At 72.6% G+C, this 25,861-nt stretch carries 15 protein-coding genes and 1 tRNA gene; 6 read left to right on the top strand and 10 right to left on the bottom strand.

Annotated elements, in window-relative coordinates; genetic code table 11:
- Positions 1-85 precede the first annotated feature (85 nt).
- Both ACFVGW_RS31185 and ACFVGW_RS31180 read left to right on the top strand, forming a co-directional pair.
- Positions 86-1,330 (top strand): LuxR C-terminal-related transcriptional regulator, encoded by a 1,245-nt coding sequence (locus ACFVGW_RS31185; protein ID WP_385854291.1) that lies wholly within the window; start codon positions 86-88, stop codon positions 1,328-1,330.
- 71 nt (positions 1,331-1,401) lie between these two features.
- Positions 1,402-3,099, top strand: a complete 1,698-nt coding sequence (locus ACFVGW_RS31180; RefSeq protein WP_385854290.1) for a bifunctional 3'-5' exonuclease/DNA polymerase — start codon at positions 1,402-1,404, stop codon at positions 3,097-3,099.
- A 112-nt stretch (positions 3,100-3,211) separates the two neighbouring features.
- Here the strand turns inward: ACFVGW_RS31180 and ACFVGW_RS31175 are convergent, their stop codons facing one another.
- The gene (locus tag ACFVGW_RS31175; RefSeq protein WP_385854289.1) at positions 3,212-4,543 is read right to left on the bottom strand and encodes a hypothetical protein; all 1,332 of its coding nucleotides are present in this window, start codon (positions 4,541-4,543) and stop codon (positions 3,212-3,214) included.
- Positions 4,544-4,605: 62 nt separating this feature from the next.
- Entirely contained in the window at positions 4,606-5,115 is a 510-nt protein-coding gene (locus ACFVGW_RS31170) for a SigE family RNA polymerase sigma factor (RefSeq protein WP_385854288.1), read from the bottom strand.
- 133 nt (positions 5,116-5,248) lie between these two features.
- Between ACFVGW_RS31170 and ACFVGW_RS31165 the strand changes: the two genes are divergently transcribed.
- Both ACFVGW_RS31165 and ACFVGW_RS31160 read left to right on the top strand, forming a co-directional pair.
- On the top strand, positions 5,249-5,635 hold the full coding sequence (locus ACFVGW_RS31165; protein ID WP_385854287.1) for a DUF6479 family protein: 387 nt from the start codon (positions 5,249-5,251) through the stop codon (positions 5,633-5,635).
- A 3-nt stretch (positions 5,636-5,638) separates the two neighbouring features.
- A complete protein-coding gene (locus ACFVGW_RS31160; RefSeq protein ID WP_385854286.1) occupies positions 5,639-6,490 on the top strand; it encodes a sigma factor-like helix-turn-helix DNA-binding protein in 852 nt (283 codons plus the stop codon).
- A gap of 39 nt (positions 6,491-6,529) precedes the next feature.
- Here ACFVGW_RS31160 and ACFVGW_RS31155 read toward each other — a convergent pair whose 3' ends face one another.
- Entirely contained in the window at positions 6,530-7,843 is a 1,314-nt protein-coding gene (locus tag ACFVGW_RS31155; protein ID WP_385854285.1) for an MFS transporter, read from the bottom strand.
- A 69-nt stretch (positions 7,844-7,912) separates the two neighbouring features.
- On the bottom strand, positions 7,913-8,620 hold the full coding sequence (locus ACFVGW_RS31150; RefSeq protein WP_385854284.1) for a pyridoxamine 5'-phosphate oxidase family protein: 708 nt from the start codon (positions 8,618-8,620) through the stop codon (positions 7,913-7,915).
- A gap of 181 nt (positions 8,621-8,801) precedes the next feature.
- On the opposite strand from ACFVGW_RS31150, the gene ACFVGW_RS31145 reads away from it, so the two are divergent.
- The gene (locus tag ACFVGW_RS31145) at positions 8,802-14,819 is read left to right on the top strand and encodes a hypothetical protein (RefSeq protein ID WP_385854283.1); all 6,018 of its coding nucleotides are present in this window, start codon (positions 8,802-8,804) and stop codon (positions 14,817-14,819) included.
- A complete protein-coding gene (locus ACFVGW_RS31140) occupies positions 14,816-15,811 on the top strand; it encodes an NUDIX domain-containing protein (RefSeq protein ID WP_385854282.1) in 996 nt (331 codons plus the stop codon). Before ACFVGW_RS31145 ends, ACFVGW_RS31140 begins: the two co-directional genes overlap by 4 nt.
- 69 nt (positions 15,812-15,880) lie before the next feature.
- Here ACFVGW_RS31140 and ACFVGW_RS31135 read toward each other — a convergent pair.
- The 6 genes from ACFVGW_RS31135 to ACFVGW_RS31110 all read right to left on the bottom strand — a co-directional run bounded on the left by ACFVGW_RS31135 (position 15,881) and on the right by ACFVGW_RS31110 (position 25,673).
- Positions 15,881-15,957 (bottom strand) — tRNA-Thr (locus ACFVGW_RS31135).
- Positions 15,958-16,054: 97 nt separating this feature from the next.
- Positions 16,055-17,608 carry an alpha/beta hydrolase gene (locus ACFVGW_RS31130; RefSeq protein ID WP_385854281.1) on the bottom strand — a complete coding sequence of 518 codons (1,554 nt, stop codon included), beginning with the start codon at positions 17,606-17,608 and terminating at the stop codon, positions 16,055-16,057.
- Between the two features lie 38 nt (positions 17,609-17,646).
- Positions 17,647-18,849: a DNA polymerase III subunit delta' gene (locus ACFVGW_RS31125; protein ID WP_385854280.1), complete on the bottom strand. Its 1,203-nt coding sequence runs from the start codon at positions 18,847-18,849 to the stop codon at positions 17,647-17,649.
- A 120-nt stretch (positions 18,850-18,969) separates the two neighbouring features.
- A complete protein-coding gene (tmk, locus tag ACFVGW_RS31120) occupies positions 18,970-22,266 on the bottom strand; it encodes a dTMP kinase (protein ID WP_385854279.1) in 3,297 nt (1,098 codons plus the stop codon).
- 124 nt (positions 22,267-22,390) lie between these two features.
- A complete protein-coding gene (gene topA, locus ACFVGW_RS31115; RefSeq protein WP_385854278.1) occupies positions 22,391-25,237 on the bottom strand; it encodes a type I DNA topoisomerase in 2,847 nt (948 codons plus the stop codon).
- A 238-nt stretch (positions 25,238-25,475) separates the two neighbouring features.
- A complete protein-coding gene (locus ACFVGW_RS31110) occupies positions 25,476-25,673 on the bottom strand; it encodes a hypothetical protein (protein ID WP_352187703.1) in 198 nt (65 codons plus the stop codon).
- Between the last annotated feature and the right edge of the window lie 188 nt (positions 25,674-25,861).

Here is a 25,861-nt window from a genome sequence, read left to right as displayed (position 1 = left end):
CCCGCCGCCCCGCCCTCCCAACGGCCAGTCCCGCCTGGCCGAAAGGACAGCCGTCCGGCCCGGCCCCCTCATTACCCTGAGTCCCATGGACGCGACCACGCTGACCACCGCGTACGAGATCATCCGGCAGCCGCTCGGGGAGATCCTGCCCCGTCTCTCGGCCGCCCTCGCGCCCCTGATCCCGCACCGGGGGGCCGCCGAACTCTCCACGCACTGCGCCCACTCGCCGTTCAAGACCGTCGGCGAGACGGAGCTGCTCGTCGCGGCCGAACTCACCACGATGCTGACCACCGGCGTCCCCGGAAACCCCTGGCAGGGACGGGCCACGATCGGCGGCACCGAGCGCGAGGTCGTCGCCGTCACCAGCGACGCGACCGCGCGCCGTTCCGTCCTCGTCCTCGTACGGGACGAGGGCTCCGCGCCCGTCGACGAGGACGGGCTCGCCGCGGCGCAGGCCCTCTGGGACCTGGTGACCAGCCACTTCGACCGGTTCGCGGTGGAGGCCATGCCCGGCGCGCTGGCCCGGTCGCGCGCGGCGGCCGACACCCGGGCCCGGGTGATCGCGGAGCTGTCGACCGCCCACGCGGCCGCCGTCTCCGGGGTGCTCGGGGTGCTGCGCAGCCGGGCCCTGGACGATGCCACGGCCCGGGCGACGGCCATCGACCTCGCGGCCTCCGTGCTGATCGAGATGCGAGCCGCGACCAGGCGGGACCGGGCCATCGCCGAGGAACCGGCCCCGCAGGCATTCGCCCGGCTCGCCGACGATCTGCGGCCGATGCTCCGGCACACCCCGGTACGGCTCGAACTCGGCCCGCCGGACTCCGCCCGCTCGCTCGCGGCGGACGTGGCGCACAGCGCGCGGGCCATCGTGCGGGCGCTGCTCCTGGTGATCCTGGAACAGGACTCGGTACGCCGGGTCCACGTCGGCTGGCAGCTGACCGAGCACGAGCTGCGGGCGACGGTGCGGGACGACGGCTCGGGCACGCTCGAACGCTGCGATCTCGGGGCGGGCAGCATCACCGACCGTCTGGAGGTGCTCGGCGGCCGCCTGGACATGGAAGCGGTCCAGGGCTGGGGGACGACCCTCACGGCCGTGATCCCCCTGGCCACTCCGGACGCCCCCGACGGTGCGGCGAACCCGCTCGCCGACCTCGGCGGCCGTGAGCTGGAGGTCCTCACCCATCTGGCGCTCGGCCACCGCAACCGGCAGATCGCGCAGGAGCTGCACATCAGCGAGTCCACGGTGAAGTTCCACGTCGCCAACATCCTGACGAAGCTGGGGGTCGGTTCGCGAGGAGAGGCCGCCGCGCTCTTCCACAAGGCGGCCTGACCGCAGGCGGCGCGGCTTCGCGCGGCGCGTGAGCGGGGCCGCTGTCAGTGGCGGGTGCCAGACTCGCACCCGTGAACGAGAGGTGGGCGGTGGACGCCGAGGCGGAGGGGGACGGGGCACGGCTCGTCCCCCTCGGCCCCGACGCGCTGCCCGCGGGACCCGTCCTCCACGAACCGGATCTCGTCGAGGCCGTCCGCTCCCGGCCCGGTGTCGCCCGGTGGGTGTGGCGGTCCACCACCGCCGTCCATCCCCGGCTCCTCGCCGCCGGGGTGCGCATCGAGCGCTGTTACGACATCGAGGTCGCCGAGGGCCTCCTCCTCGGCCACGAGGGGCGGCTCGGGGAGCCCCGGTCCGCGGCCGCCGCCCTCGCGCGGCTGCGGAACGCTCCCGTACCGCCCGATCCGCCCCAGCGCGCCGCCGAACCCGGCTCGCAGGACTCCCTCTTCGAGGCCAGGCCCAGCGCCACCGCCGTCCCCTTCGAGGACCTCCTCGCCGTCTACGCGGAGCAGCAGCGCCGCCACGGAGTGGCCGAGCACCCGGGCCGGATGCGGCTGCTCACCGCCGCCGAGTCCGCGGGCATGCTCGTGGCCGTCGAGATGAACCGGGCCGGGCTGCCCTGGCGCGCCGACGTGCACCGCGAGCTGCTGCACGAGCTGCTCGGCGAGCGGTACGCGGGCGGCGGGGAGCCCCGGCGCCTCGCCGAGCTCGCCGACGAGGTGTCCGCCGCCTTCGGCCGCCGCGTCCGCCCCGATCTGCCCGCCGACGTCGTCAAGGCCTTCGCCCAGGCCGGGATCCGGGTGCGGTCCACCCGTCGCTGGGAGCTGGAGGAGATCGACCACCCGGCGGTGGCCCCGCTCGTCGCGTACAAGAAGCTGTACCGGATCTGGACCGCCCACGGCTGGTCCTGGCTCCAGGACTGGGTGCGCGACGGCCGCTTCCGCCCCGAGTACCTCCCCGGGGGCACGGTCAGCGGCCGCTGGACGACCAACGGCGGCGGCGCCCTGCAGATCCCCAAGGTCATCCGGCGGGCCGTCGTGGCCGACGAGGGCTGGCGGCTCGTCGTGGCCGACGCCGACCAGATGGAGCCCCGGGTCCTGGCGGCCATCTCCCGCGATCCCGGTCTGATGGAGGTCGCCGGGCACCCCGACGACCTGTACACCCGGCTCTCGGACCGCGCGTTCTCCGGCGACCGCGACCACGCGAAGATCGCGCTGCTCGGCGCGATCTACGGGCAGACCAGTGGCGACGGCCTGAAGAACCTGGCCGCGCTCCGCCGCCGCTTCCCCCGCGCCGTGGCCTACGTGGACGACGCGGCCAAGGCCGGCGAGGACGGCCGGCTCGTGCGGACCTGGCTCGGCAGGACCAGCCCGCGGGCGGTCGGCGCCGGCGAGGCCGAGGAGGCGGGCATCCCCCAGGAGGGCGCGGACGAACCGGCTTCGGGGGAAGGCGAGTTCACGCCCGGATACGCCTCCGGAAACGCGCGGGCCCGCGGCCGGTTCACCCGTAACTTCGTCGTTCAGGGCAGCGCCGCCGACTGGGCGCTGCTGATGCTCGCCGCCCTGCGCCGTGCGCTCTCGGGGATGCGGGCCGAGCTGGTCTTCTTCCAGCACGACGAGGTGATCGTGCACTGCCCGGCGGAGGAGGCGGAGGCGGTCACGGCGGCGATCCGCGCGGCGGGGGACGAGGCAGGGCGGATCGCCTTCGGCGCGACGCCGGTGCGTTTTCCGTTCACGACGGCCACGGTGGAGCGGTACGCGGACGCCAAGTGACGGCCGCGGACGTGGTGCGTACGGGCACACGGGCCGGGCCCCCGCCGGGGCCCGGCCCCGCCCGCTCCCGAGGGCCCCGCGGCGCGCGCACGACGCGCCGCGGGGCGTCACCTCACGAGAACTTCAGCCACCGGTCGTCGAGGACGATCGCCTTGAGGCGGTCCGTCGTCAACGCGGGCTCGGCGCGCGTGGCGGCCTGGTGCTGTGCGCCGGTGTTGAACGCGGAGACCACGACCCGGAAGCCCGACGGCAGGATCATGTCGGCCGTCCACATGACGACACCCGCGCCGCCCTTCTCACCGGCCTCCTTCGTCACCTTCACCAGCCGTCCGTCGGGCAGCTTCGTGGCGCCGGCGAAGAGCTGGTCGGCGACGTCGCCCATGCCGTTCTGCACGTTGACCTGGACGAGGCTCTTGCCCTTGCCGTCGTCCACGACCACGTAGGCGAACTCGCCCTCGCCGCCCTGGGAGGTCACCTTGAGCCCCTTGGGGAGCAGCGCGCGCAGGGTCCCCCGCACGGCCTGGCCGTCCGGCTCCGGCGGCATCGCGTCCCCACCCGGCGTGGTGTCCGCGCCCGGCACGGTGTTCCCGCCCCGCGTGGCGTCCCGGCCGGGCGTGGTGGGCTTGGTGGTCACGGCCAGTTGCTTGAACAGCGGCCGCCATCCCTCGGCGGTGACCAGGGTCTTCAGCTGGGCGGGGCCGAAGGGCGGGTTCGCGCGGGTGACGGCGGAGCCCTTCTCCGTCGGGGCGTTGTACTCGCTCGCGTCGACGAGGAATCCGTCCCTGGTGAGCAGGACCGCCCGCCAGTTCTTGGTCTCCTCGCGCCGGTCCGGGTACTCGTACCCCTGGATGACCATCAGCCGGTCGCCGTTCGGCAGCTTCTCGCTGGTGCACCCGTCGTGCGGGACAAAGGTCTCGTCCGGGCACTCCACCTGCCCCGCGCCGCCCTCCTCGGTCCCGCCGGCCCGGTAGAGGCCGACGGAGACGGCCGACTCTCCCTTGCCGTCCTGGTAGACGCCGGAGACGTGTTCGCCCTTGGAGTCCTCGTCGGCGATGGTCCACGTTCCGGCGGGGGTGTTCGCCTTGAGGACGGCCGCCAGGTCCCTGACCCGGAGCGTGGGCGCGGGCCCCGGCCGCTCGGGGGTCGGCAGGGCCGTCCTGCTCGCCGTGGCGACCGAGGAGTCCTTGGCTCCCACGGCCCCCTGGGTCCGCGCTCCCGCGCCGAGCAGGTCTCCGCCGTAGATCCCGCCGACGCCCACCACGGCGAACGCCAGCACGCCGCCGGTCACCGCGGCCGCACGGCGGCGCATCAGCCGGCGCCGGCCGCGGGCCAGACCGCCGGCGACCAGCTCGCGGCCGTCCTCCGTGACGAATCCGTCGCCCGTGCGGCGAAGGGCCTGTCCGAGCTCCTCCGCGAAACCGTCGTGTCCCTCGTTCAGAGGCATGCCGAATCACCGTCTCCGGTCCATGAGTGAAAGAAAGAGTGGGAAGCGTGCGAGGTGCCGGGTCAGCGGGAGGCGAACTCGACGATGCTGCCGCCGAGCCGTTCCCGGAGCTTGGCGAGCGCCCTCGTCGAGCGGGTGCGGACCGCCGCGGAGCTCACATGGAGCACGTCGGCGGTCTCCTCGACGCTGCGGTCCTCCCAGTACCGCAGCACCACCACGGCCCGGTCCTTGGGCGCGAGGGCCGCGAGCGCGTCGAGCAGGGCGATCCGGAGGGCCGGGTCGTCGCCGTTCTCCGGAGCCCGGTCCGGCAGCTCCCCGAGCGGGCGCTCGGTCGCGGAGCGCCGGCGCCGGTGGCTGAGGAACGTGCGGACCAGGACGGTCTGCGCGTACCCCGCCGGGTTGCCGATCCGCTGGACACGCCCCCACAGGCTGTACATCCGGCCCAGGGTCTCCTGCACGAGGTCCTCGGCGAGATGGGTGTCGCCGCTGGTCAGCAGGCATGCCGAGCGGAAGAGATGGCCGGTCCTGGCGGTGGCGAACTCCAGGAACCCGTCCGCGTGGGCCTGTCTCATGCCCCTCCCCTCCGTCGCGGCGTCCTTACACCCCTTTGACGCGACGGGCCCGGGGAAATGTTTCACACGAGGTTCGACGAGTTCGCATGGAGCCAGATGTCCCAGATCGTCCAGAATTGGGTAACTGTGGAGTATGAACGGTTTTCTCGTGGATTCCGCAGGGGTCACGACGGCGGCCGGTGTCTGGCAGTCCGGGATGGCCCAGGTTCTCGGCGGCCTGGTCGTGGTCGCCGTACTGATCGGCGCCTTCTGGCTGGGGATGAGGGTCCGGGACAAGGAGTCCCCCACACCCAGGCCGGATGAGCAGCCGCACCGGCCGGAGGGCGGGCTTCCCGGCGAGACGTCCGAGTACCGCAAGCCGTCGGAGATGCCCCAGACCGACGGTGAGCACCGGCTCATGCCGTACGAGCTGAAGAGCGGCTCGGAGGAGTCACCCGACCCGCCGAGCGAGGAGAAGCGGAAGTGGGGCGGGATCTCCAGCGGCGGCTTCGGCAGCGGCGGCACGGGGCACGGCGACTGAGCGGTGTCCGAGCGAGCGGTGAGTGCCGTGGGCCACGAGCGGGCGGTGGCGTACCGGCTGCTGGGCTCGTCCGACGAGGCGGACGACGCCGTACGGGAGGCGCGGGGCGCGCAGGAGGCGCGGCGGCTCGGGGACACGACCGCCGAGGCCGCCACCGGCGCGCCCGGCACCGGCCCCGCCCTCGCCACCGCGCCCGACCCCGTCACGGCGGTCGCGCGTGTCTGCCTGGCGAGACTGCGGTCGCGCGCGGCACGGCAGGAGGCCCCCTGGGATCCGTGGTCGGCCGCCGAGTCCGGCCGGACCCCGGACCGGTCCGAAGAGGCGGCCCTGGAGACGCTGACGCCCGCCGAACGGGTGGCGTTCGTCCTGCACGACGTGTTCGCGGTGCCCGTCGACGAGATCGCCCCGGTCCTGGAGCGCACGCCCGCGGCCACGCGGCAGCTGGTGAGCCGGGCACGCACGCGCGTACGGGGTACGGAGGAGATGCCGGAGCCGGACCTGGCGCGCCAGCGGGAGGTGGTGGACGCGGTGCTCGCCGCCGCACGCGACGGCGACCTGCTCGCGCTGCGTGAGCTGCTCGATCCGGACGTGCTGCTGCGTGCGGACACCGCGGCGGTACGGTCCGGCGCGGCGACCGCCCACGGCCCCACGGCCGTCGCGGCCCGCCTCGCCGAGCGCGCCGGGTCGGCCCGCACGGCCCTGGTGGACGGCGCGGCGGGACTGGTGGCGGCCCAGGAGGACGGCCCGGGCGCGGTGATCGCCTTCACGGTCATCGAGGGCCGCGTCACGGCGGCCGACATCCTGATGGACGCGAACCACCTCGACCGCCTGTCCGTGGAGAGCCTCCCGGAGTGACGCACGGGGCCGGCCGGCCCCGCCCGGAGGGGCGAGGGGTCACCCCTCCCGTACACGTGGAAGCGGCGCCGGGCGGGCGCTCCCCGGCTCCTGCGCCTCCGCCGGAAGTGCCCGTCGGGTTCGGACGGGCGAGAGGAAGACCGGGAGGAAGGCGCAGGCGAGCAGGGAACCGCCCACCCACAGGGTGGCGTGGAGACCGACGAGTTCGCCCAGGAGGCCCGAGATCGCGGCGCCGATCGCGATGGCGCCGGTGAGCAGGAAGCGGAAGGTCGCGTTCATGCGGCCGAGCAGCGCGTCCGGGGTCATCCGCTGGCGCAGGCTCACCCCGAGGACGTTGTCCATTCCGGTCTTGAACATGGCGCACAGCCACCCCGCGCCCGCGATCCAGAGCCAGGGACCGTGCCCGACGAGCGGGACGAGGAGGCCGGCGGGGGCGAGGACGAGCCCGGCGAGACCGAGCGTACGGCCGAACCCGAGGCGGGCCGCCACGGCGCGTGCGCAGCGGGCGCCGAGCAGCAGGCCGACGCCGCCGGCCGCCCAGTAGAGGCCGAGGACACCGGCGGAGAGGCCGAGTTCACGGACGAAGAGGACCGGCATCATCGTGTTGAGGATCTGCGAGCCGAGGTTGGTGAGCGAGGCGGACAGGGCGAGCGCCCGCAGCTCCCTGTTCCCGAGGACGTGCCGTACGCCCGTGGCGATCTGGACCCGCAGCGGCTCCCGCGTCCGGCGGGGAGAGGCCGTGGGCGGGACCGTGGGCGGGGCCGCGGGAGCGGCCGTCTCCTTGAGCCACAGGAGCCGTACGGCGGAGGCCAGATGGCTGACCGCGGTGACCGCCACCGCGAGCGGCGCGGTGAGCAGCTGGACCAGGCCGCCGCCCGCGCCGCGTCCGGCCACGTTGGTGGCCGCCATCAGACTGACCATGGCGGCGTTGGCGGGGACCAGGCCGTCGCGGCCGACGAAGCGGGGCAGGATGCTCTGGCCCGTGACGTCGTAGAAGACGGTGGCGCAGCCGCTGAGCAGCACGACGGCGTACAACTGCGCGAGGGTCAGGGCGTCGCACCACCAGGCGACGGGCACGGAGGCCAGGAGCAGCCCGCGGACCGCGTCCGCCACGATGAGCATCCGGCGCTGCGGCAGCCGGTCCACCCACGCCCCCGCGGGCAGGCCGATGAGCAGGAAGGCGAGGGTGGAGAGGGTCGCGAGCACCCCGACCTCGCCGGGGCTCGCGTCCAGGGCCTCGACGGCGATCAGCGGAACGGCCACGTATCCGACGTTGGTGCCGAGTTGGCTGAGGACGGCCGCGGAGAAGAGCGTACGGAAGTCGGGGACGCGCCAGGGTGAGTCGGATCGCATGCCCTCGAACCTGCCGCACCCCGACGCATCAGCACAATCAAATTGTTCTACGGGAACGCTTAAGCGTTCCTACCCGGTGGCGGGTACGACCGCCGGACGGCCCGCGCGGGCCGCGATGTGCGCGGGCGGTTCGGCACCGGCCGGCAGGACCGGGTCGGCGACCGGCGCGCCGAAGGCGGTGACGACGGGCAGGACCCCGGCCCAGAGCCCCAGTTCGGCGTCGGGACCGTCACCGTCGTCCGGCGGACCGGAAGCGATCTTGACCGACGCCTCGGTGAGGTCGAGGGCGAGCAGCGAGGTCGCCGCCAGCTCCTTACGGCTGGGCTGCCGGGCGTACTCCCACTGCCCCGGCGCGCACTGCTCGGTGAGCGCCCGCAGCCCGAGCAGCTTCTCCGCGGGATCGGTCACCTCCCGCGGAACGCCGTAGACCATGGCGGACCGGTAGTTGACGCCGTGCTCGAAGACGGAGCGGGCGAGCACGAGTCCGTCGACGTGCGTCACGGTGACGCAGACGGTGGCACCGGGCGCCTGCACGAGACTCCGGCTCGCGACGGAACCGTGCACGTAGAGCCGGTCGCCCTCGGTGCCGTAGGCGGTGGGCACGACCATGGGCGTGCCGTCGACGACGACCCCGAGATGACAGAGGAACCCGGCGGCGAGCACGGCGTCCAGATCCTCCCGCCGATGACTCCCCTTGTGCCGCATCCGCCGCAATCGTGTGCGCTCACTGGGAACGAACTCGTCCGGAGCGGGTATCTGTTCGACGACGGTGTTCATGAATGTCCTCTTCGTTGGGCGCGTACAGGCGGATGCCTCGAAGGTGTTCTACGTCCCCGAACTCCGCACCGCCACCGACGCCCGCCTGCCGGAACGGCGACCTCGCGGTTGTCACGGCGCACGGTGCCGCGACCGTGGTAAAACCAACGAACGGTGTTCACTCGGATATGTCGGGGGAAACGTGGGCAGCGCTCCTGAACTGACGGAAGCTCAACGCATCGCTGTCGACAAGGCGATGGAGGACTGGTTACCCGAGGCGAAGCGCGTCTACAGGGGTATGCCCCAGGGCCGCGACGAGGCCCGTCTCCTCGAGGTCGACATCAGCGGTACGACGGGCCCCGACTTCGAGCCCGGCTCCTACGTCGTACGGGTCGGACCGGCCGACGACGGTCTCGTCCAGCGCAACGAGCTCGCCGCCCACAACAAACTTCGGGACGCCGCACCCGAGTTCGCCGAGAACCACATTCCCCGCCTGCTGAGGATCAGGACCGTCGAGGCCGACGACGGCTCCAGACCTCTGGTGGTCTCCCTGCAGCAGTTGGCGGGAGGCGGTACCCACCGCTACGTCTCACCCCGCGGCCCTTCCACAGCCCTGCAACTGACGGCGGAGCGGCTGTCCCACGAGCTGTTGACCGCCTGGGCGCTCCCGCACGAGATGCGCGAACAGACGCCCCACGAGCTGCTCGTCGACCTGGCCGGGGGTGCACCCCGCGCCACCGAATGCCTCGACGGCGCCGAGGCGTTCTTCCCCGACGGCAGACATGAGGTGACCGGGGGACAGACCTTCGTCGACCCCCGCAAGGTCCTCGGTCCGGGCCGGGGCGAGCAGGTGCCGCTCATGTACGGCTTCTGCCACGGGGACCTCCACACGGGCAACCTGCTGGTGCCCTCCAGCGAGCTGGCCGGTGTCGACTCCGGGTACTGGATCGTCGACCTCGACCGGACACGCCACGGCGCGGTCGGCTTCGACCTCGCCTATCTCGAGGTCAGCGTCCTGGTCAATCTCCTCCCCGACCTCGACCCCGTCGTCCTGAGCCGGTGCCTGACCAGCGCCGAGGGAATCTCCCCCCGCCAGATCCCGGACGGCACCGACTGGCTGATGGCCTTCCTGGAGTCCTCGCGCCGGGGCATCCGGCAGTGGACCTCCGCCCAGCAGGGGCGGATGGACCACTTGGAGCGCCAGTTCATGCTGGTCCGGATGGTCACGGGACTGCTCTGGGCCAGACGGTTCGAGCCGGGGAGTCCCAAGGCACGGCTCTGTCTCGCGTACGCCGGGTGCTACGCCTTCCACTACGACAGTGTCTACGGCATCGACGGCTCGGACCCGGCGGTGGAAGCGTCGGCCGGGCAGCGGAGCGAACCGGCCGGTCCGGACGAGCAGAGGCGGACGGAGGCGGAGGAGACGCTCTGGCAGTCGCTGTGGGACGCGACATCGGGATTCGCGTCCCACGCGGGCCGGTACGTGCTGATCGCCGAACGGATGCCGGCCGTCGACACCGTGGCCGCTCTCGGCCGGATCCCCTGGTCCGTGGTCCTGGATCTGGACCCCAGGTCGGACGACGACGGACTGCAGCATCGCGCGAAACCGGTCCTCGACGCCCAGCGCGCCGTGCATCTGTTCACCCAGAACCAGCCGCAGGTCGACTACGGCCGCGGCACCGCCTGGATGCTGGCGGTCGGCTCGGTCCTGCTCAACGAGCCCCCCGAGGATCTGCGCAACTGGGGCTACCGGCGCCTGAGCGCCATCAGGCGGCTGGCCGCGTCCTTCCGGGAGTCGGTGGGCGACACCCCGGTCTTCGTCGTCGTTCTCGAAGGGAACGGCGACGGCTCCGAAGGCGGACTCGAGCGGGACCGGCTGCTGCGGACGCTCGAAGCCGTGGACGAGATGCTGCAGGGCCGGGGCACGTTCCTGCACATCGGGCAGTCCCCCCTCGCCACTCGTGTCGAGGCGACGCGTGTACCGCTGCCGTTGCCCGCCTTCCTCGACCGGCTGAGCGACACGCTGGGTCAGGAGCCCGAGCAGACCGACTTCACCCTGCCGTCGCTCGAGCAGAAGACGGCCGCGATCTCGCCCGACACCATGCAGCGGCTCCGCGAACACCTCGTGGTGCTGCACGACGGGATCGAGCTGACCGAGCCGGCCACACCGGTCCCTTACAACGACGAGTTCTGGCGTGGTGGCCTCATCCGCTGGTCCGACCTCGACGCCGACCGCGACGTCCCCCGTACCGTCGCGAACGACCTGATGGCGGCGCTGCGCGACAGCCTGGAGAACCACCACATCCGTACGGTTCTCCTCCGCCACCTGCCGGGAGCCGGAGGCACCACGGTCGCGCTGCGCGCCGCGTGGGACCTGCACCACGAGTACCCCGTGGCCGTTCTGCCCCACGGCATCGCCGTCGACCGCTCCCGCGTCGCGCTCATCGCCGCCCGGATCGACCTGTTGTACAGCCGGACGCAGATGCCCGTTCTTCTCGTGGCCGAATCCGGCGATCTCAGCGAGTCCGACCGCGAGATGCTCTACCAGGAGCTGAGCAAGCGGGGCGCCAGGGTCACCATGCTCTACGTCCGGCGTGTGGTGGCGGACGGAGAGAGCGACGCCCTGCAGGTCACCGAGTTGCTGGACGCCACGGAGACCCGGGAGTTCGAGCGGCGCTACAAGCAGCTCGTCGTCGATCCCTCCCGGCTCTCCGAGCTGCGCAAGCTGTCACAGCAGCAGTACGAGCAGTACCGCACCCCGTTCTTCTACGGCCTGGTCACCTTCGAGCGGAACTTCACCAAGCTCTCCGACTACGTGAAGACGCACCTGGAGAACGTCCGGGGGCAGGCCGCGAAGGTGATGACGTACCTCGCGATCGTCACGATCTTCTCGAACTCGGGCCTCCAGCGGGACACCGTCCAGAAACTGATGCGCCTGGCGCCGGGCACGACCCTGCTGGAGCTCTCCGACGTGCTGGGCCCTGAAGCCGCGCGCCTGGTCACCGTGCGCGCCGGCCGGGTGCGGCTCCAGCACCAGCTGATCGCCGAACAGGCGCTCGTCGAGATCCTCATGGACGAGAACTGGGACGCCCATCTCAAGGATCAGTCGATCGACTTCATCGAGGCGCTCGCCTTCAACACCGACACCTCCTCGAAGCCGATCCGGCTGCTCCTGAAGCAGCTGTTCGTGGACCGCCAGGGCGGCACCGTGGACGGAGTGGAGGACCGGGGCCAGTTCGCGCCGCTCATCGACCGTCTGGACGACTACTCGGCACACGCGGTGCTGCGTTCGCTCACCGAGCGCGTCCCCGACGATCCGCACTACTGGACCCACTTGGGACGCCACCAGATCTACCGGCTGAACGAGGGGTACGCCAAGGCGGAGGAGTACGTCTCCCGCGCGGTGGCCCTGGACGAGAACGACTTCATCCACCACCACGCGCTCGGCCTGACCCGCAAGAAGATCCTCAAGGAGGAGCTGAACGAGGCACGGTCGCACGGCCTGGCCGCCGTGATGAGCGTGGTCGAGGCCCACTACGAGCGCACCGTCGAGTGCTTCGTCACCTCGCGCCGGATCAACAAGGAGAACCGCTACGCCTACATCACCCACGTCCAGTCGATCATCGACGTCGCCCGGGCCATGAAGGCGGCGGCGCGGGTGAAGTCGATCACGGACCTGCCGGCGTCGGCCGGCGAGTGGGTGAAACTGAAGGTCGCCGAGGCGAGGGACCTGCTGCGCGACGCGACCCGTGCCTACGCGACCCTGGACGGGCACAGCACGTACATCGCGAGCTGCCACGCGGCCATCAGGAGTCTGCACGGCGACCTGAACGCCGCTGTCGAGACCTGGGAACTGGCCGTCGCGGGGCGGCAGTCGAACACGGCGGTCCGACGGGCTCTCGCCCACGCGTACCACCTGAGGAGCGAGGCCGACGGGACTCCCCTGAGCCATGCCGAACTGAGGCGCGTGGTGCAGCTGGCCCGGCAGAACCTGTCCCGCCACGACTGCCGGGAGGAGGACTACCGGCTGTGGTTCGAGGCGTACAGGAAGCTGCCCGAGTTCGACATCACGGAGAGCCTTTCCGAGCTCCAGCTGTGGCTGGACCGCTTCCCCTCCTGGCGCGCCCACTACTACCGGTACTGCCTCCTGTTCCACCAGTGGTTCAGCGGGAACAGCAATCAGACCGAGCAGTTCCGGTACGCGCAGCAGCAGAGCAGCCAACTGGTGCTCGGCCGGTCCACCTGGTCGCCCTTATGGCTGGCGAAGGGCCCGGAGTGGTACCCGGTGATCTCGGACACCGACCTCGGCGAGTGGGACCGCAAGCGGACGTTCTGGAAGAACCCCGAACCGCTGCAGCGGGTCAACGGCGTGCTGGACGGTGTGTACTCGCAGTTGAAGGGCACCATCATGCTCGCCGGACGCGTCTCCGCGGACTTCCGCCCCCAGCGGGGTGGCTTCCTCGACGGCGAGGAGAACACGGAGGTCAACTTCTATCTGGGGATGAGTTCGAGCGGGCTGCGGGCCTACGAGGTGGAGCGGGGTCACCATCCGGAGGGCGTGACCGCGCGCCAGCTGCTGTGGACGGCTCTGGCGGCGGCGCCGGCCGAGGGCGGGACGGCCGGCCCGGAGGCGGACACGGCACGAGTCGGAGCAGGGGCGGGCGGGGCCGCGGATCGGCCCGTGCTCTCCACCGAGGAGATCCTGGCGCATGCCGCCGAAATCAGCGACGAGCAGAAGCTGAACTTCTGCCTGTCACTGCTCCGGGCCTGGGACGAAGTGGAGCGGACGGCGAGTCTGTCCGATCTGGTCGACCGCGTCCGAGCCAGGTACCGCTACGACGGCGCCGATGTCGAAGCCCTCCTGGAACAGTCCGGCCAGGTGCAGTACTTCGGCGACGAGGACGACCCCGAGATCCGGCTCCTCGGCTCTCCCCTCCCGAAACCGGCCGGGCAGGCCCCCCGGTCCGCGCAGTCGCGGCGGTCCGTGAAGGAACCGGCCGAGTGGCTCCCGAGCCCGCGCCCGAGCCACAAGGTGCTGGGCCAAGTCCTCACCGTCAACGAGGAGAGCCGCACCGCCGTGGTCGTCCACGCGGACAACCAGTACGCCACGCTGCGTCTCGACGACGTTCTGAGCCCGCCCCAGGAGGTCCCCCGTACCCGCCAGCTCCTCTGGATGAAGGCGGAGCCTAGCGGCAAGGGCGGTGGCAGCACCGCGCGGGAGGTGGAGCTGCTCCCGCCGAGCGCCACGGTCGTGGACGACGAACTCATCCCCGCCGACCGTCTGTGGGACCGGGTCGAGAGTGATCTGCGGGACGAGATGGACGCCCAGGTGGCGCGAGGCTCCTCCCCCGTCCCCGAAGCCACCCTGGCCGAGTGGCTGGAAGCCCGGTTCAACGGGTGCCAGTCCCTGGCCGAACGCCTGGGCCTCGCCGATCTGTCCCTGCTGTGGGGCGGGCTGGACTGGCTGCACCGCGAGGGCACGGGCCGGAGGGCGACGCTGGCCCCCACGGCCGAGCCCGTGTTCGGCCGGGTGAACCTCCCTCGCCAGGAGGGCGAGGTGTCCGGGAAGAAGCCCGAGGTGCCCGCGCCCGCGCCCGCGGCCCCGCCGACGCCGCGGCCCCCGTCCACGCCCCTGCCCACGTTCGGCGAGGCCCTGTCCGCCGTGGTGGACCAACTGCGGCTGCGGAACGGGTCGGAGGATCCGACGTGGTCCGAGGTCCGGTCGGCGCTCAACGCTTCTCTCGGCGCGAACTTCGCCACCGTGGTCGGTCCCGAGGGCGGCCGGTCGCTGCGCAAGAAGCTTCTCCAGGAGCCCGGGTGGGAACTGGTGGGCAAGCCTCCCCATCCCTCCCGCGTACGGAGAACGGCAGCTGTGCCCGCGGCACGCACCGCCCCGGACATCGCGGCGGACATCGCCGACGTGCTGCGCGAGCTGGCCGCCCAGGACCGGAAGCCCATGCTCACCGAGCTCGGCAGCCGTCTCAGGTCCCGCTGGGGCCTGGAGGCCTACAAGGGGATCACCGCCAGGCAACCCCTGACGGGCCTGGTCAGGCAACACGGCTGGGAGCTCGCGGAGATCAAGCCCGGCGTCCACTGCATCCGCCGGCCCGACGAGCCCGCCGATCCCGGCGGAAGCCAGGACGGAAGCCAAACCGGAACCCGAACCGGAAGCCAAACCGGAAGCCAGGACGGAAGCCAGGACGGAGGCGATGAGCGATGACCGAAGCGGAGCGTGCGAGAACGGCGGACCTCCTGGACTGTCTGGCCGCGCAATGGGGATCCGCCCCCGTCACGGCGCGGGAGCTGGGCCGCCGGGCCGGGCTCGAACCCCCGGAGGCCGACACCTCGGTCGCCGCCGTGCTCGCCCTGGTCGGCGTGTTCGGCGTCGTGCGCGCGGAGGCCGCACCGGACGGCACCCCGGCCACCGCGGTCGTCAGTCCTCAGGCCGCGTACTTCCTGCGCTCACTCGCCGCCTACGTGCGCAGCGGTCGCGAGATGCTCGACAACTGGGAGCGGGCAGGCACGGTGGCCGGCCCGTACACCGACCATCAGGTGCTCGCCGGACCGCAGTTCCTCTATCTGGCGGAGAACCGTCGCCTGTCCCTCGATCCCGCGGCCGTGCCGCTGCGGGAGGTGGACGTCGTCCAGGTCGTCGTCAAGGCGCGACGTCGCGGCAAGGGTGAACAGGCCCACTACCTCCTGCAGTACGACGAGCGGGCCCGCCAGTACCAACTGCCGGGCGGTCACGTCCGGGCCACCGACGCCGACCACCGGGCGGCCGCGATCAGAGAACTCGAAGAGGAGCTGGCGGGCTACCAGTACGCCCCGGACCGGGACACCCTCGTCGACCTCGGCACGGTCGAGGCGGTCCAGCCGTCCCGCACGTTCGGGGCCGTGAGTGCGTACCGTGTCACGTTCTTCCAGCTGAAGACGGAAGCGGAACGCCTCCTCCTGGGCCCGGGATCCCGCTGGTCGAAGAAGGACGACATCCTCGACCCGGACTTCCGCATCGGCCACGCGAGTCTCAACGTGACCGCCCTCGTGCGGCTCGACACCACCCTCCCGGGAGGCCTGCAGGGTCTCCCCCCGAGCTTTCCCGGCCCCCTTCACCGCACTCTGACCGAGGTGGTCCGGGACCGCCCGTGGGAGGTGGCGGGCCTGGCCGTGGGCGTGATCGGCCTCGCCCTGTCCCTCATCCCGCTGCTCCAGTGAGCCCGTCCGGCAGCGTGCTCGGCGAACCACAAAACCCCAGGTCGGATGAGATCCGACCTGGGGTTTCCGTGGAGCCGCCTTCGGGATTCGAACCCGAGACCTACGCATTACGAGTGCGTTGCTCTGGCCAACTGAGCTAAGGCGGCATGCTGTGCGTTCCCATGGTGGGTGCAGCAGCGACGCCAAGTCTACACAGTTTCCCGGGGTGCTCCTGACCACCCTTCGCGTGGTCCAGGACACCCCTCACGTGCAGCGCTTGCCGTCCTTCGGGACCGTGCCCTCCAGGAGGTAGGTGTTGATCGCCGAGTCGATGCAGTCGCTGCCGCGGCCGTACGCCGTGTGGCCGTCGCCCTCGTACGTCAGGAGCGAGCCGGAGGCGAGCTGGGCCGCGAGGGACCGGGCCCACTTGTAGGGGGTCGCCGGGTCCCGGGTGGTGCCGACGACGACGATCGGGGCGGCGCCGTCGGCCGTGATGCGGTGCGGGCGGCCGGTCGGGGGGACGGGCCAGTAGGCGCAGTTCAGGGCGGCCCAGGCGAGGCCCTTGCCGAAGACGGGGGACGCCTTCTCGAAGGACGGGACCGCCTTCTCGACGTCCGCCGGGCCGGTGAAGGCCGGCGGGAGGTCGAGGCAGTTCACGGCCGCGTTGGCGTACATCAGGTTCGCGTACGTGCCGTCCGGCTCGCGTTCGTAGTAGCTGTCGGCCAGGGCGAGCAGGCTCGCGCCCTCGCCGCCCATCGCGCTCGTCAGCGCCTCGCGCAGCTGCGGCCAGGCCCCCTCGTCGTACATCGCCGCGATCACCCCGGTCGTCGCCAGGGATTCGCCGAGCTTCCGGCTCTCGCCGGTCGGCACGGGGTTGGTGTCCAGGGAGCGGAAGAAGCCCTTCAGCGCGTCCGAGGCCGCGTCGACGGAGCCCGTGCCGAGCGGGCAGTCCGGCTTCTCGACGCAGTCGGCGGCGAAGGCCCGGAAGGCGGTCTCGAAGCCGGCGGTCTGGTCGCGGTTGAGGTCGACCGCGGGCAGCGAGGGGTCCATCGCGCCGTCGAGGACCAGGCGGCCCACCCTGCCGGGGAACAGTTCGGCGTAGGTCGCGCCGAGGAAGGTGCCGTACGAGGCGCCGACGTAGCTCAGCTTCGCGTCGCCGAGAACGGCCCGCAGGATGTCCATGTCCCGCGCCGTCTCGACCGTGGAGACATGGGGCAGGACCGGGCCCGAGAGCTTCTGGCAGCCCGTCGCGAAGCCCCGGAACGACGTGGTCAGGGCCGTGGTCTCGGCCGCCTCGTCCGGCGTCTGGTCGATCTGGGTGTACGTGTCCATCTGGGGCCCCGTCAGGCACTCGACGGGCTCGCTGCGGGCCACTCCGCGGGGGTCGACCGCGACCATGTCGTACCGCGCCCGGACCGGGGCGGGGTAGCCGATGCCGGCGTACGCCTGGAGGTAGCCGACGGCGGAGCCGCCGGGGCCGCCGGGGTTGACCAGGAGGGAGCCGAGCCGCTTGCCCGGGCCGCTAGCCGCGACCCGCGAGACGGCCAGCTTCACCTCGCCGGCCGTCGGCTTCGCATAGTCGAGCGGGGCGCGGAGCGTCGCGCACTGGAACTTCGGCACACCGCAGTCGCGCCAGGCGAGCTTCTGTCCGTAGAAGCTCGCCAGGGCCGGGTCCGGTGTGGTGGGCGCGGCGGGCGGCGCTGCCGCCGAAGGGCCCGAAGGCGCGGCGGCGTCGCTGCCGCCCGTGCAGCCGGAGAGGATCAGCCCGGCGGCCGCGAGGGCCGTGGCGGACGTACGGAGCAAACGCCTGGAGTCCATGTCCGGAGGGTATCCGTACGGGTACGGACCGTGTCCAATCAGTCGCGCAGGGCCATGGTCATCGCCTCCACCGCCAGCAGCGGGGCGACGTTCCGGTCCAGCGCCTCGCGGCAGGCGAGCACCGCCTCGATCCGGCGCAGGGTCCGCTCGGGTGCGGTGTCCTGGGCGATCCGCTCCACCGCGTCCCGCACGTCCTCGTTGGCGATCGGGGTCCGCGTGCGCAGCTGCAGGGTGAGCACGTCACGGTAGAAGCCGGTGAGGTCGGTGAGCGCCAGGTCCAGGCTGTCGCGCTGCGTACGGGTCTTGCGCCGCTTCTGCCGCTCCTCCAGCTCCTTCATCGCACCGGCCGTGCCGCGCGGCATCCGCGAGCCCTGGCCGCCGCCGAGCGCGGCCTTCAGCTCCTCGGTCTCCTTGACGTCCATCTCCTCGGCGACCTGCTTGGCGTCCTCGCCCGCCGCGTCGACGAGCTCCTGGGCCGCCTTGAGGCAGCCGCCGATGTCCCCGACGCGCTGGGGCAGCTTGAGGACGACGGCCCGGCGGGCGCGGGCGCGCTCGTCGGTGGCCAGCCGGCGGGCGCGGTCGATGTGGCCCTGGGTGGCGCGGGCGGCGGCCGCCGCGATCCGGGGGTCGATGCCGTCGCGGCGTACGAGCACGTCGGCGACCGCGTCGACGGCGGGCGTACGCAGGGTCAGGTGGCGGCAGCGGGAGCGGATGGTCGGCAGCACGTCCTCCAGGGAGGGCGCGCAGAGCAGCCAGACCGTGCGCGGCGCGGGCTCCTCGACGGCCTTCAGGAGCACGTTGCCCGCGCCCTCGGTGAGCCGGTCGGCGTCTTCGAGGACGATCACCTGCCAGCGGCCGTTGGCCGGTGAGAGCTGGGCGCGCCGGACGAGGTCGCGGGTCTCCTTCACACCGATGGAGAGCAGGTCCGTGCGGACGACCTCCACGTCGGCGTGCGTCCCGACGAGTGCAGTGTGGCAGCCGTCGCAGAACCCGCATCCCGGTGCCCCGCCCAGCGCCCGGTCCGGGCTCACGCACTGCAGCGCGGCGGCGAAGGCCCGCGCCGCGGTCGCCCGCCCCGAGCCCGGGGGGCCGGTGAAGAGCCAGGCGTGGGTCATCTTGGACGCCTCGGGCTCGGGCTCCCCGGCGGCGTGGGCGGTCACGAGGGCGTCGGCGTCCCGCGCGGCGGCGGCGAGCTGCTCCTCGACGCGCGCCTGTCCGACCAGGTCGTCCCATACGGCCATGTGCCCTCCTCAGGTACGCCCTCCATTGTGGGGCACCCCTCTGACACCACCGGCCGCACGAAGCGAGGAACACGACGGGGCCGGGGCGGTCAGCCCCGGCCCCTCGCCCCCCGCCCCGCGTCAGCGGCGTCGGCGGCGGTCGTCGTCCTCGTCGTCGTGCGGGCCGAGCAGCTCGTCCGCCAGGGTCGGGAGGTCGTCGAGCGGGGTCTCCTCCGCCCAGTCGGAGCGGCGGCGCGGCCGGCCCTGGTCGTCGACCTGGGGCAGCTCGCGCGTCTGCTCGTTGGATCCGGCGGCCTGCTCGTCGCGGAAGATGCCGGGCGGAACGCGGTCGACCGGGTCCTTGGCCCGTACGGGAGGCAGCACGGCCGTCTCGTCGGCGCCCCGCACCGGCGGCAGCACCGCCGTCTCGTCGGCCTCGCGGACCTGCGGCAGGACCGAGGTCTCCGCCTCGGGCCGGACCTTCTCCGTCCCGGGCCGGACCTTCTCCGCCTCGGGCCGGACGGTCTCCGGGTCCACGATCGGGGTCGGGACGGTGACCTCGTTCGGCGAGACGCGGGGCACCGCCTGCGTCACGTCGTTCGGCTGCACCACGGGGGTCTCGACGGTCACCTCATTGGCCGACGCCTCCGCCGCGCGGGCGGCCTTCGCGGCCTTGGCGGCAGCGGCCTCGGCCGCCTTCCGTGCCTCGGCGGCCTCGGCGGCGCGCTTCGCCTCCGCCGCCCGCTGTGCCTCGGCGGCCTTCCGCGTCTCCTCGGCACGGGCCGCCTCCGCGGCCTTCCGCGTCTCCTCGGCGCGCGCGGCCTCGGCGGCCGCCTTCTCCGCGGCCTCGGCCGCCGCCTTGCGCGCGGCCTCCTCCGCCGCCTTGGCCGCCGCGGCCTCGGCCAGGCGCCGGGCCTCCTCCGCACGCAGCAGGGCCTCCTCGGCCTTGCGCTGCTTCTCCAGGCGGCGCTCCTCCGCCTCCGCGCGCAGCCGGGCCTCTTCCTCGGCCTGCTTGCGGCGGCGTTCCTCCTCCTCGCGGCGGGTCTTCTCCTCGGCCTCGCGCCGCTTGCGCTCCTCCTCGGCGGCCAGCCGGGCCTCCTCGGCGCGCAGACGCGCCTCCTCGGCCTGGCGCTCCGCCTCGCGGCGACGCGCCTCTTCCTCCTCCTGGCGCCTGCGCTCCTCCTCCTCGGCACGGAGCCGGGCGAGCTGCTCCTGGCGCTCGCGCTCCAGCCGCTCCTCCTCCGCCTTGCGCGCGGCCTCTTCCTCGGCGCGGCGCCTGGCCTCCTCCTCGGCCTTCCGACGCGCCTCCTCCTGGGCCTTCACCTCGGCCTCGGAGAGCGGCAGCATCCGGTCGAGCCGGTGACGGACGACGGTGGTGACGGCCTCCGGCTCCTGGCCGGCGTCGACGACGAGGTAGCGGCCGGGGTCACCGGCGGCCAGGGCGAGGAAACCGGCCCGCACGCGCGCGTGGAACTCGGGCGGCTCGGACTCCAGACGGTCCGGCGCCTCGGTGAACCGTTCCCGCGCGGTCTCCGGCGAGACGTCGAGCAGCACGGTCAGATGCGGGACCAGTCCGCCGGTCGCCCAGCGGTTGATCCGGGCGATCTCGGTCGGCGACAGGTCCCGCCCGGCGCCCTGGTAGGCCACGGACGAGTCGATGTACCGGTCGGAGATCACCACCGCGCCCCGCTCCAGGGCGGGCTTCACGAGGGAGTCGACGTGCTCGGCGCGGTCGGCGGCGTACAGCAGCGCCTCGGCGCGGTTCGAGAGCCCGGCGCTGGAGACGTCGAGCAGGATCGAGCGGAGCCGCTTGCCGATCGGGGTGGCGCCCGGTTCGCGGGTGACGACGACCTCGTGGCCCTTGGCGCGGATCCAGTCCGCGAGCGCCTCGGCCTGGGTGGACTTGCCGGCGCCGTCGCCGCCCTCCAGGGCGATGAAGAAGCCGGTCGGGGCGGGCGACTGGACGGGGTCGGCGCCGCGCAGCGCGTCGCGCAGGTCGCGGCGGAGCGGTACGCCGGCGCGGTCGTCGGTCTTGGCCAGCACGAGGGCCGCGACGGGCAGCAGCAGCGCGCCGACCAGCATCAGGGTGAACGCGGCCCCGCCGTGGGCGAAGACGAAGCTGCCGGAGGCGAGCCGGTGCGGCCCGATGGCGGCGGCGAGCAGCGGCGCGGCGAGCGCGCCGACGGCCATGGCGACCCGGGCGACGGCCTGCAGGTGCTCGGTGACGCGGGGGCGCCGGGCGTCCTCGGTCTCCTGCTCGACGAGGGTGTGGCCGGTGTTGGCGGCGACACCGGCCGCGTAGCCGGCGAGGACGGCGAGGAGCAGCACCGTGGCCGTGTCCGGCACGAGGCCCATCGCGAGCAGCGCGACGCCGGTGAGGGCGATCGCGAGGGCGAGGAGCCGGCGACGGGAGAGGGCGCTGAGCACGGAGCCCGCCGTCCGGATGCCGACGGCCGTGGCGCCGCTCAGCGCCAGGACGAGCAGGGCGAAGGTGACGGGGCCGCCGCCGAGGTCGTACGCGTGCAGGACGGAGACCGCCGCAGCGGCGGCGACGGCTCCGGCGACCGTCGCGCAGGCGAGGACGAGCAGTCCGACCGCGCCCGTGCGGCCCTTCTCGGCCGTGGGACGGCGCAGGCCCTCCAGCGGCGAGCGCGGCCTCGGAGTCTGCCCGCCGGGCAGCTCGATGAAGTAGAGGACGGAGACGGAGGCGGCGAAGAGGCCGGCGGCGACGTACGAACCGAGCGCGGCCTGATGCAGCGTGAACCACTCGATGCCCGTGCCGAGCAGGTTGCTGAGCAGCGTGGCGACGAGGAGCACGGCGGCCGCCGCCGGTACGGCCAGGAAGCCGGTGCGCAGCGAGAGCCGGCGCAGCGCGTCGAGGTGGTCCGGCAGGGGGCGTACGGCGGCGCCCTCCAGCGGCGGCGCGGGCAGCAGTGCGGGGGCCGCGCCCTCGCGGGCCACGGTCCACAGCCGCTCGGCGGCGCCGGTGACGAAGACGGTGCCGAGCAGGAAGCCGAGCGCCTTGTCCGGCACCCAGTCGATCCACAGGGGAGCGATCACGAGCAGCGCGATCCGCAGACCGTCGGCGCCGATCATCGTCCAGCGGCGGTCGAGTACGCCCGAGGGCCCGGTCAGCGTGGTGAGCGGGCCGAGCAGGACGGCCCCGAACAGCACCGAGGCCAGCAGCCGGGCGCCGATCACCGCCGCGACGGCGAGCGCCGCGCCCCGGTATCCGCCTCCGAAGGCGCCCTCGGAGACGGCGGCCTGGAGTCCGAGGAGCACCAGGACGAGCACGGCGAGCGCGTCACCGGTCCCACCGACGAACTGAGCGCTCCACAGTCTCCGGAGGGGCTGATGGCGCAAAAGCGCCCGTACGGCGCGCTCCCGGGAGTCTGCGACAAGCGCGACGTCGGAGTCTGGCTGCTCTGCTCGCGTCATCCGTCCACCCTATCCGGACCCCCTGACTCCCCGTGGCCTGCACCCGAACAAACGTCGGGGGCCCGGGAAACGTGTAAGGGACGGGTGTCCAAGGACCCCGCCCCTCACACCTGCGTACGTACGCCTACTCCGGCTTGGACGCGGCCGACTTGGACGCCGCCGTCTTCGCGGCGGTGGTCTTCTTCGCCGCCGCGGACTTCGCCGTCGTCGTCTTCTTCGCGGCCGTCTTCTTGGCCGCCGTCTTCTTGGCCGGCGTGGCCTTCTTCGCGGCCGTCTTCTTCGCGGGCGCCTTCTTGGCCGCCTTCTTCGCCGGCCCCTTGGCACGCTTCTCGGCGAGCAGTTCGAAGCCGCGCTCGGGCGTGATCTCCTCGACGCTGTCGCCGGTCCGCAGGGTCGCGTTGGTCTCGCCGTCGGTCACGTACGGGCCGAAGCGGCCGTCCTTGACGACGACGGGCTTCTCGCTGACCGGGTCGACGCCCAGCTCCTTCAGCGGCGGCTTGGCGGCCGCCCGGCCACGCTGCTTGGGCTGCGCGTAGATCGCGAGCGCCTCCTCCAGCGTGATCGTGAAGAGCTGCTCCTCCTCGGTCAGCGACCGCGAGTCCGTGCCCTTCTTCAGGTACGGGCCGTAGCGGCCGTTCTGCGCCGTGATCTCCACGCCCTCGGCGTCCGCGCCGACCACGCGCGGCAGGGACATCAGCTTGAGCGCGTCCTCCAGCGTGACGGTGTCCAGCGCCATGGACTTGAAGAGCGAGGCGGTCCGCGGCTTCACCGCGTTCTTGCCGGTCTTCGGGGTGTCCTCGGGCAGGATCTCGGTGACGTACGGGCCGTACCGGCCGTCCTTCGCGACGATCTGGTTGCCGCTGACCGGGTCCACGCCCAGCTCGAAGTCGCCGCTCGGCTTGGCCAGCAGCTCCTCGGCGTACGCGACCGTCAGCTCGTCGGGGGCGAGGTCCTCGGGCACGTCGGCCCGCTGGTGGCCCTCGGCGTCCTTCTCACCGCGCTCGACGTACGGGCCGTACCGCCCGACGCGCAGCATGATGCCCTCGCCGACCGGGAAGGAGGAGATCTCCCGGGCGTCGATCGCGCCGAGGTCGGTCACCAGCTCCTTCAGCCCGCCGAGGTGGTCGCCGTCGCCGTTGCCCGCGTCGGCCGCGCCGCCCTCCGCGGAGTCGCCGCCCTCGCCGAAGTAGAAACGCTTCAGCCACGGCACGGCCTGGGCCTCGCCCCGCGCGATGCGGTCGAGGTCGTCCTCCATCTTGGCGGTGAAGGAGTAGTCGACGAGCCGGCCGAAGTGCTTCTCCAGCAGGTTGACGACGGCGAAGCTCAGGAACGACGGGACGAGCGCCGTCCCCTTCTTGAAGACGTAACCGCGGTCCAGGATCGTGCCGATGATCGACGCGTACGTCGAGGGGCGGCCGATCTCGCGCTCTTCCAGCTCCTTGACCAGCGAGGCCTCGGTGTAGCGGGCCGGGGGCTTGGTCGCGTGGCCGTCGGCGGTGATCTCCTCGGCGGAGAGCGCGTCGCCCTGGGCGACCTGCGGCAGCCGGCGCTCACGGTCGTCCAGCTCGGCGTTGGGGTCGTCGGCCCCTTCGACGTACGCCTTCATGAAGCCGTGGAAGGTGATCGTCTTGCCGGAGGCGCTGAACTCGGCGTCCCGGCCGTCCGCGGAGCGGCCGCCGATCTTCACCGTGACCGAGTTTCCGGTCGCGTCCTTCATCTGGGAGGCGACGGTCCGCTTCCAGATCAGCTCGTACAGCCGGAACTGGTCGCCGGTCAGGCCGGTCTCCGCCGGGGTGCGGAAACGATCACCCGAAGGGCGAATCGCCTCGTGCGCCTCCTGCGCGTTCTTGACCTTGCCCGCGTAGACACGCGGCTTCTCCGGCAGGTAGTCGGCGCCGTACAGCTGCGTGACCTGCGCCCGGGCCGCCGAGACGGCGGTGTCGGACAGGATCGTCGAGTCCGTACGCATGTACGTGATGAAGCCGTTCTCGTACAGCTTCTGGGCGACCTGCATGGTCGCCTTCGCGCCGAAGCCCAGCTTCCGGCTCGCCTCCTGCTGGAGGGTGGTCGTACGGAACGGGGCGTACGGGGAGCGGCGGTACGGCTTCGACTCGACCGACCGGACGCTGAACGAGGTGTCGGCGAGCGAGGCGGCGAGCGCCCGCGCCTTCTCCTCGTCGAGGTGGAGGATGTTCGCGGTCTTCAGCTGCCCGTCGGCGCCGAAGTCACGGCCCTGCGCGACCCGCTTGCCGTCGACCGTGTTCAGCCGGGCGACCAGCGACGACGGGTCGGAGGGGTCGCCGGCGCGGCCGGTGGAGAAGGTGCCGGTGAGGTCCCAGTACTCGGCGGAGCGGAAGGCGATGCGCTCGCGCTCGCGCTCGACGACGAGACGGGTGGCGACGGACTGGACGCGGCCCGCGGACAGGCCGCGCATGACCTTCTTCCACAGGACCGGCGAGACCTCGTAGCCGTAGAGGCGGTCGAGGATGCGGCGGGTCTCCTGGGCGTCCACCATCCGCTTGTTCAGCTCGCGCGGGTTGCGCACGGCCTCCTGGATCGCGTCCTTGGTGATCTCGTGGAAGACCATCCGGTGGACCGGGACCTTGGGCTTCAGAACTTCCAGGAGGTGCCACGCGATGGCCTCGCCCTCGCGGTCCTCATCGGTGGCGAGGAAGAGTTCGTCGACCCCGGCCAGCTGCTCCTTGAGCTTCCTGACCTGGGCCTTCTTGTCCGCGTTGACGACGTAGATGGGCTGGAAGTCGTGCTCGACGTCGACGCCGAGGCGGCGCACCTCGCCGGTGTACTTCTCCGGCACCTCGGCGGCGCCGCTGGGGAGGTCTCGGATGTGCCCGACGCTCGCCTCGACGACGTAGCCGGGGCCGAGGTAGCCCTTGATCGTCTTCGCCTTGGCAGGCGACTCGACGATGACGAGTCGGCGGCCGCCCTGTGCGGTCTCGCTGGTCGGGGACAACTTCGCTCTTCTCTCCGGTCGACGCTCGGTGGCACGTACGGCGCTGGCACTCCGCATGGCACGCACGGCGGCGGCACGCACGGTGACGCTGCCGCCGCTGCGGAGTGTGACGGTACAACCCGCCCCCGTGTCAAACGGCAAAAGCCCGCAACGGCCACTCGAACGGTAACCCGACTCCTGGCATTCCTGCCGCCCGGACTCCCGGTCCGGTGGGGCGGGCTCAAGCGGAACCTCGTCGTCACACGCGTCCGAAGCACCACACTCCGAGCAGCAGGAAGACCAGTCCGAAGATCGTCGTCAGCGTGGCGGCTGTCCTGGTCCCGACCCCCTGCGCGACGGGTTCGCCGTGGGCCACGCGTACCCCCGTCCACAGCAGCAGTGCGGCTCCGAACAGCGCGAACGCCGTTCCGGCGAAGATCGCAGGCCCGCTCTCCATGCCCGTACCCCGTTCCGTTCCCGGGCCCCCGTGGCCCCTGGAAGCCGAGGCTGGCACCTCCCGGCGTCGCGGGTACGAATTCCCGGTGAACGACGCGGACGGTCCCGCACGGGTTCACGAATATGGCCGGTAGTGCTCTCCCGGTGACGCGGCGCGTTCGCCACGTCACCTCGGGATGTCGGTCACAT

It is taken from the genome of Streptomyces sp. NPDC127129, from assembly GCF_042671585.1.
Taxonomy (GTDB): domain Bacteria; phylum Actinomycetota; class Actinomycetes; order Streptomycetales; family Streptomycetaceae; genus Streptomyces.
The sequence above is the reverse complement of the archived record's forward strand: the minus strand, read 5'-3'. Positions and strand labels throughout refer to the sequence as shown.

What these genes read in the sequence shown, in the direction of transcription:
- ACFVGW_RS31130 (WP_385854281.1), bottom strand. Translation starts at nt 17,608, where the DNA reads ATGGACTCCAGGCGTTTGCTCCGTACGTCCGCCACGGCCCTCGCGGCC.
- tmk (WP_385854279.1), bottom strand. Translation starts at nt 22,266, where the DNA reads ATGACGCGAGCAGAGCAGCCAGACTCCGACGTCGCGCTTGTCGCAGAC.
- ACFVGW_RS31165 (WP_385854287.1), top strand. Translation starts at nt 5,249, where the DNA reads ATGAACGGTTTTCTCGTGGATTCCGCAGGGGTCACGACGGCGGCCGGT.
- ACFVGW_RS31170 (WP_385854288.1), bottom strand. Translation starts at nt 5,115, where the DNA reads ATGAGACAGGCCCACGCGGACGGGTTCCTGGAGTTCGCCACCGCCAGG.
- ACFVGW_RS31140 (WP_385854282.1), top strand. Translation starts at nt 14,816, where the DNA reads ATGACCGAAGCGGAGCGTGCGAGAACGGCGGACCTCCTGGACTGTCTG.
- ACFVGW_RS31125 (WP_385854280.1), bottom strand. Translation starts at nt 18,849, where the DNA reads ATGGCCGTATGGGACGACCTGGTCGGACAGGCGCGCGTCGAGGAGCAG.
- ACFVGW_RS31110 (WP_352187703.1), bottom strand. Translation starts at nt 25,673, where the DNA reads ATGGAGAGCGGGCCTGCGATCTTCGCCGGAACGGCGTTCGCGCTGTTC.
- ACFVGW_RS31150 (WP_385854284.1), bottom strand. Translation starts at nt 8,620, where the DNA reads ATGAACACCGTCGTCGAACAGATACCCGCTCCGGACGAGTTCGTTCCC.
- ACFVGW_RS31185 (WP_385854291.1), top strand. Translation starts at nt 86, where the DNA reads ATGGACGCGACCACGCTGACCACCGCGTACGAGATCATCCGGCAGCCG.
- ACFVGW_RS31175 (WP_385854289.1), bottom strand. Translation starts at nt 4,543, where the DNA reads ATGCCTCTGAACGAGGGACACGACGGTTTCGCGGAGGAGCTCGGACAG.
- ACFVGW_RS31155 (WP_385854285.1), bottom strand. Translation starts at nt 7,843, where the DNA reads ATGCGATCCGACTCACCCTGGCGCGTCCCCGACTTCCGTACGCTCTTC.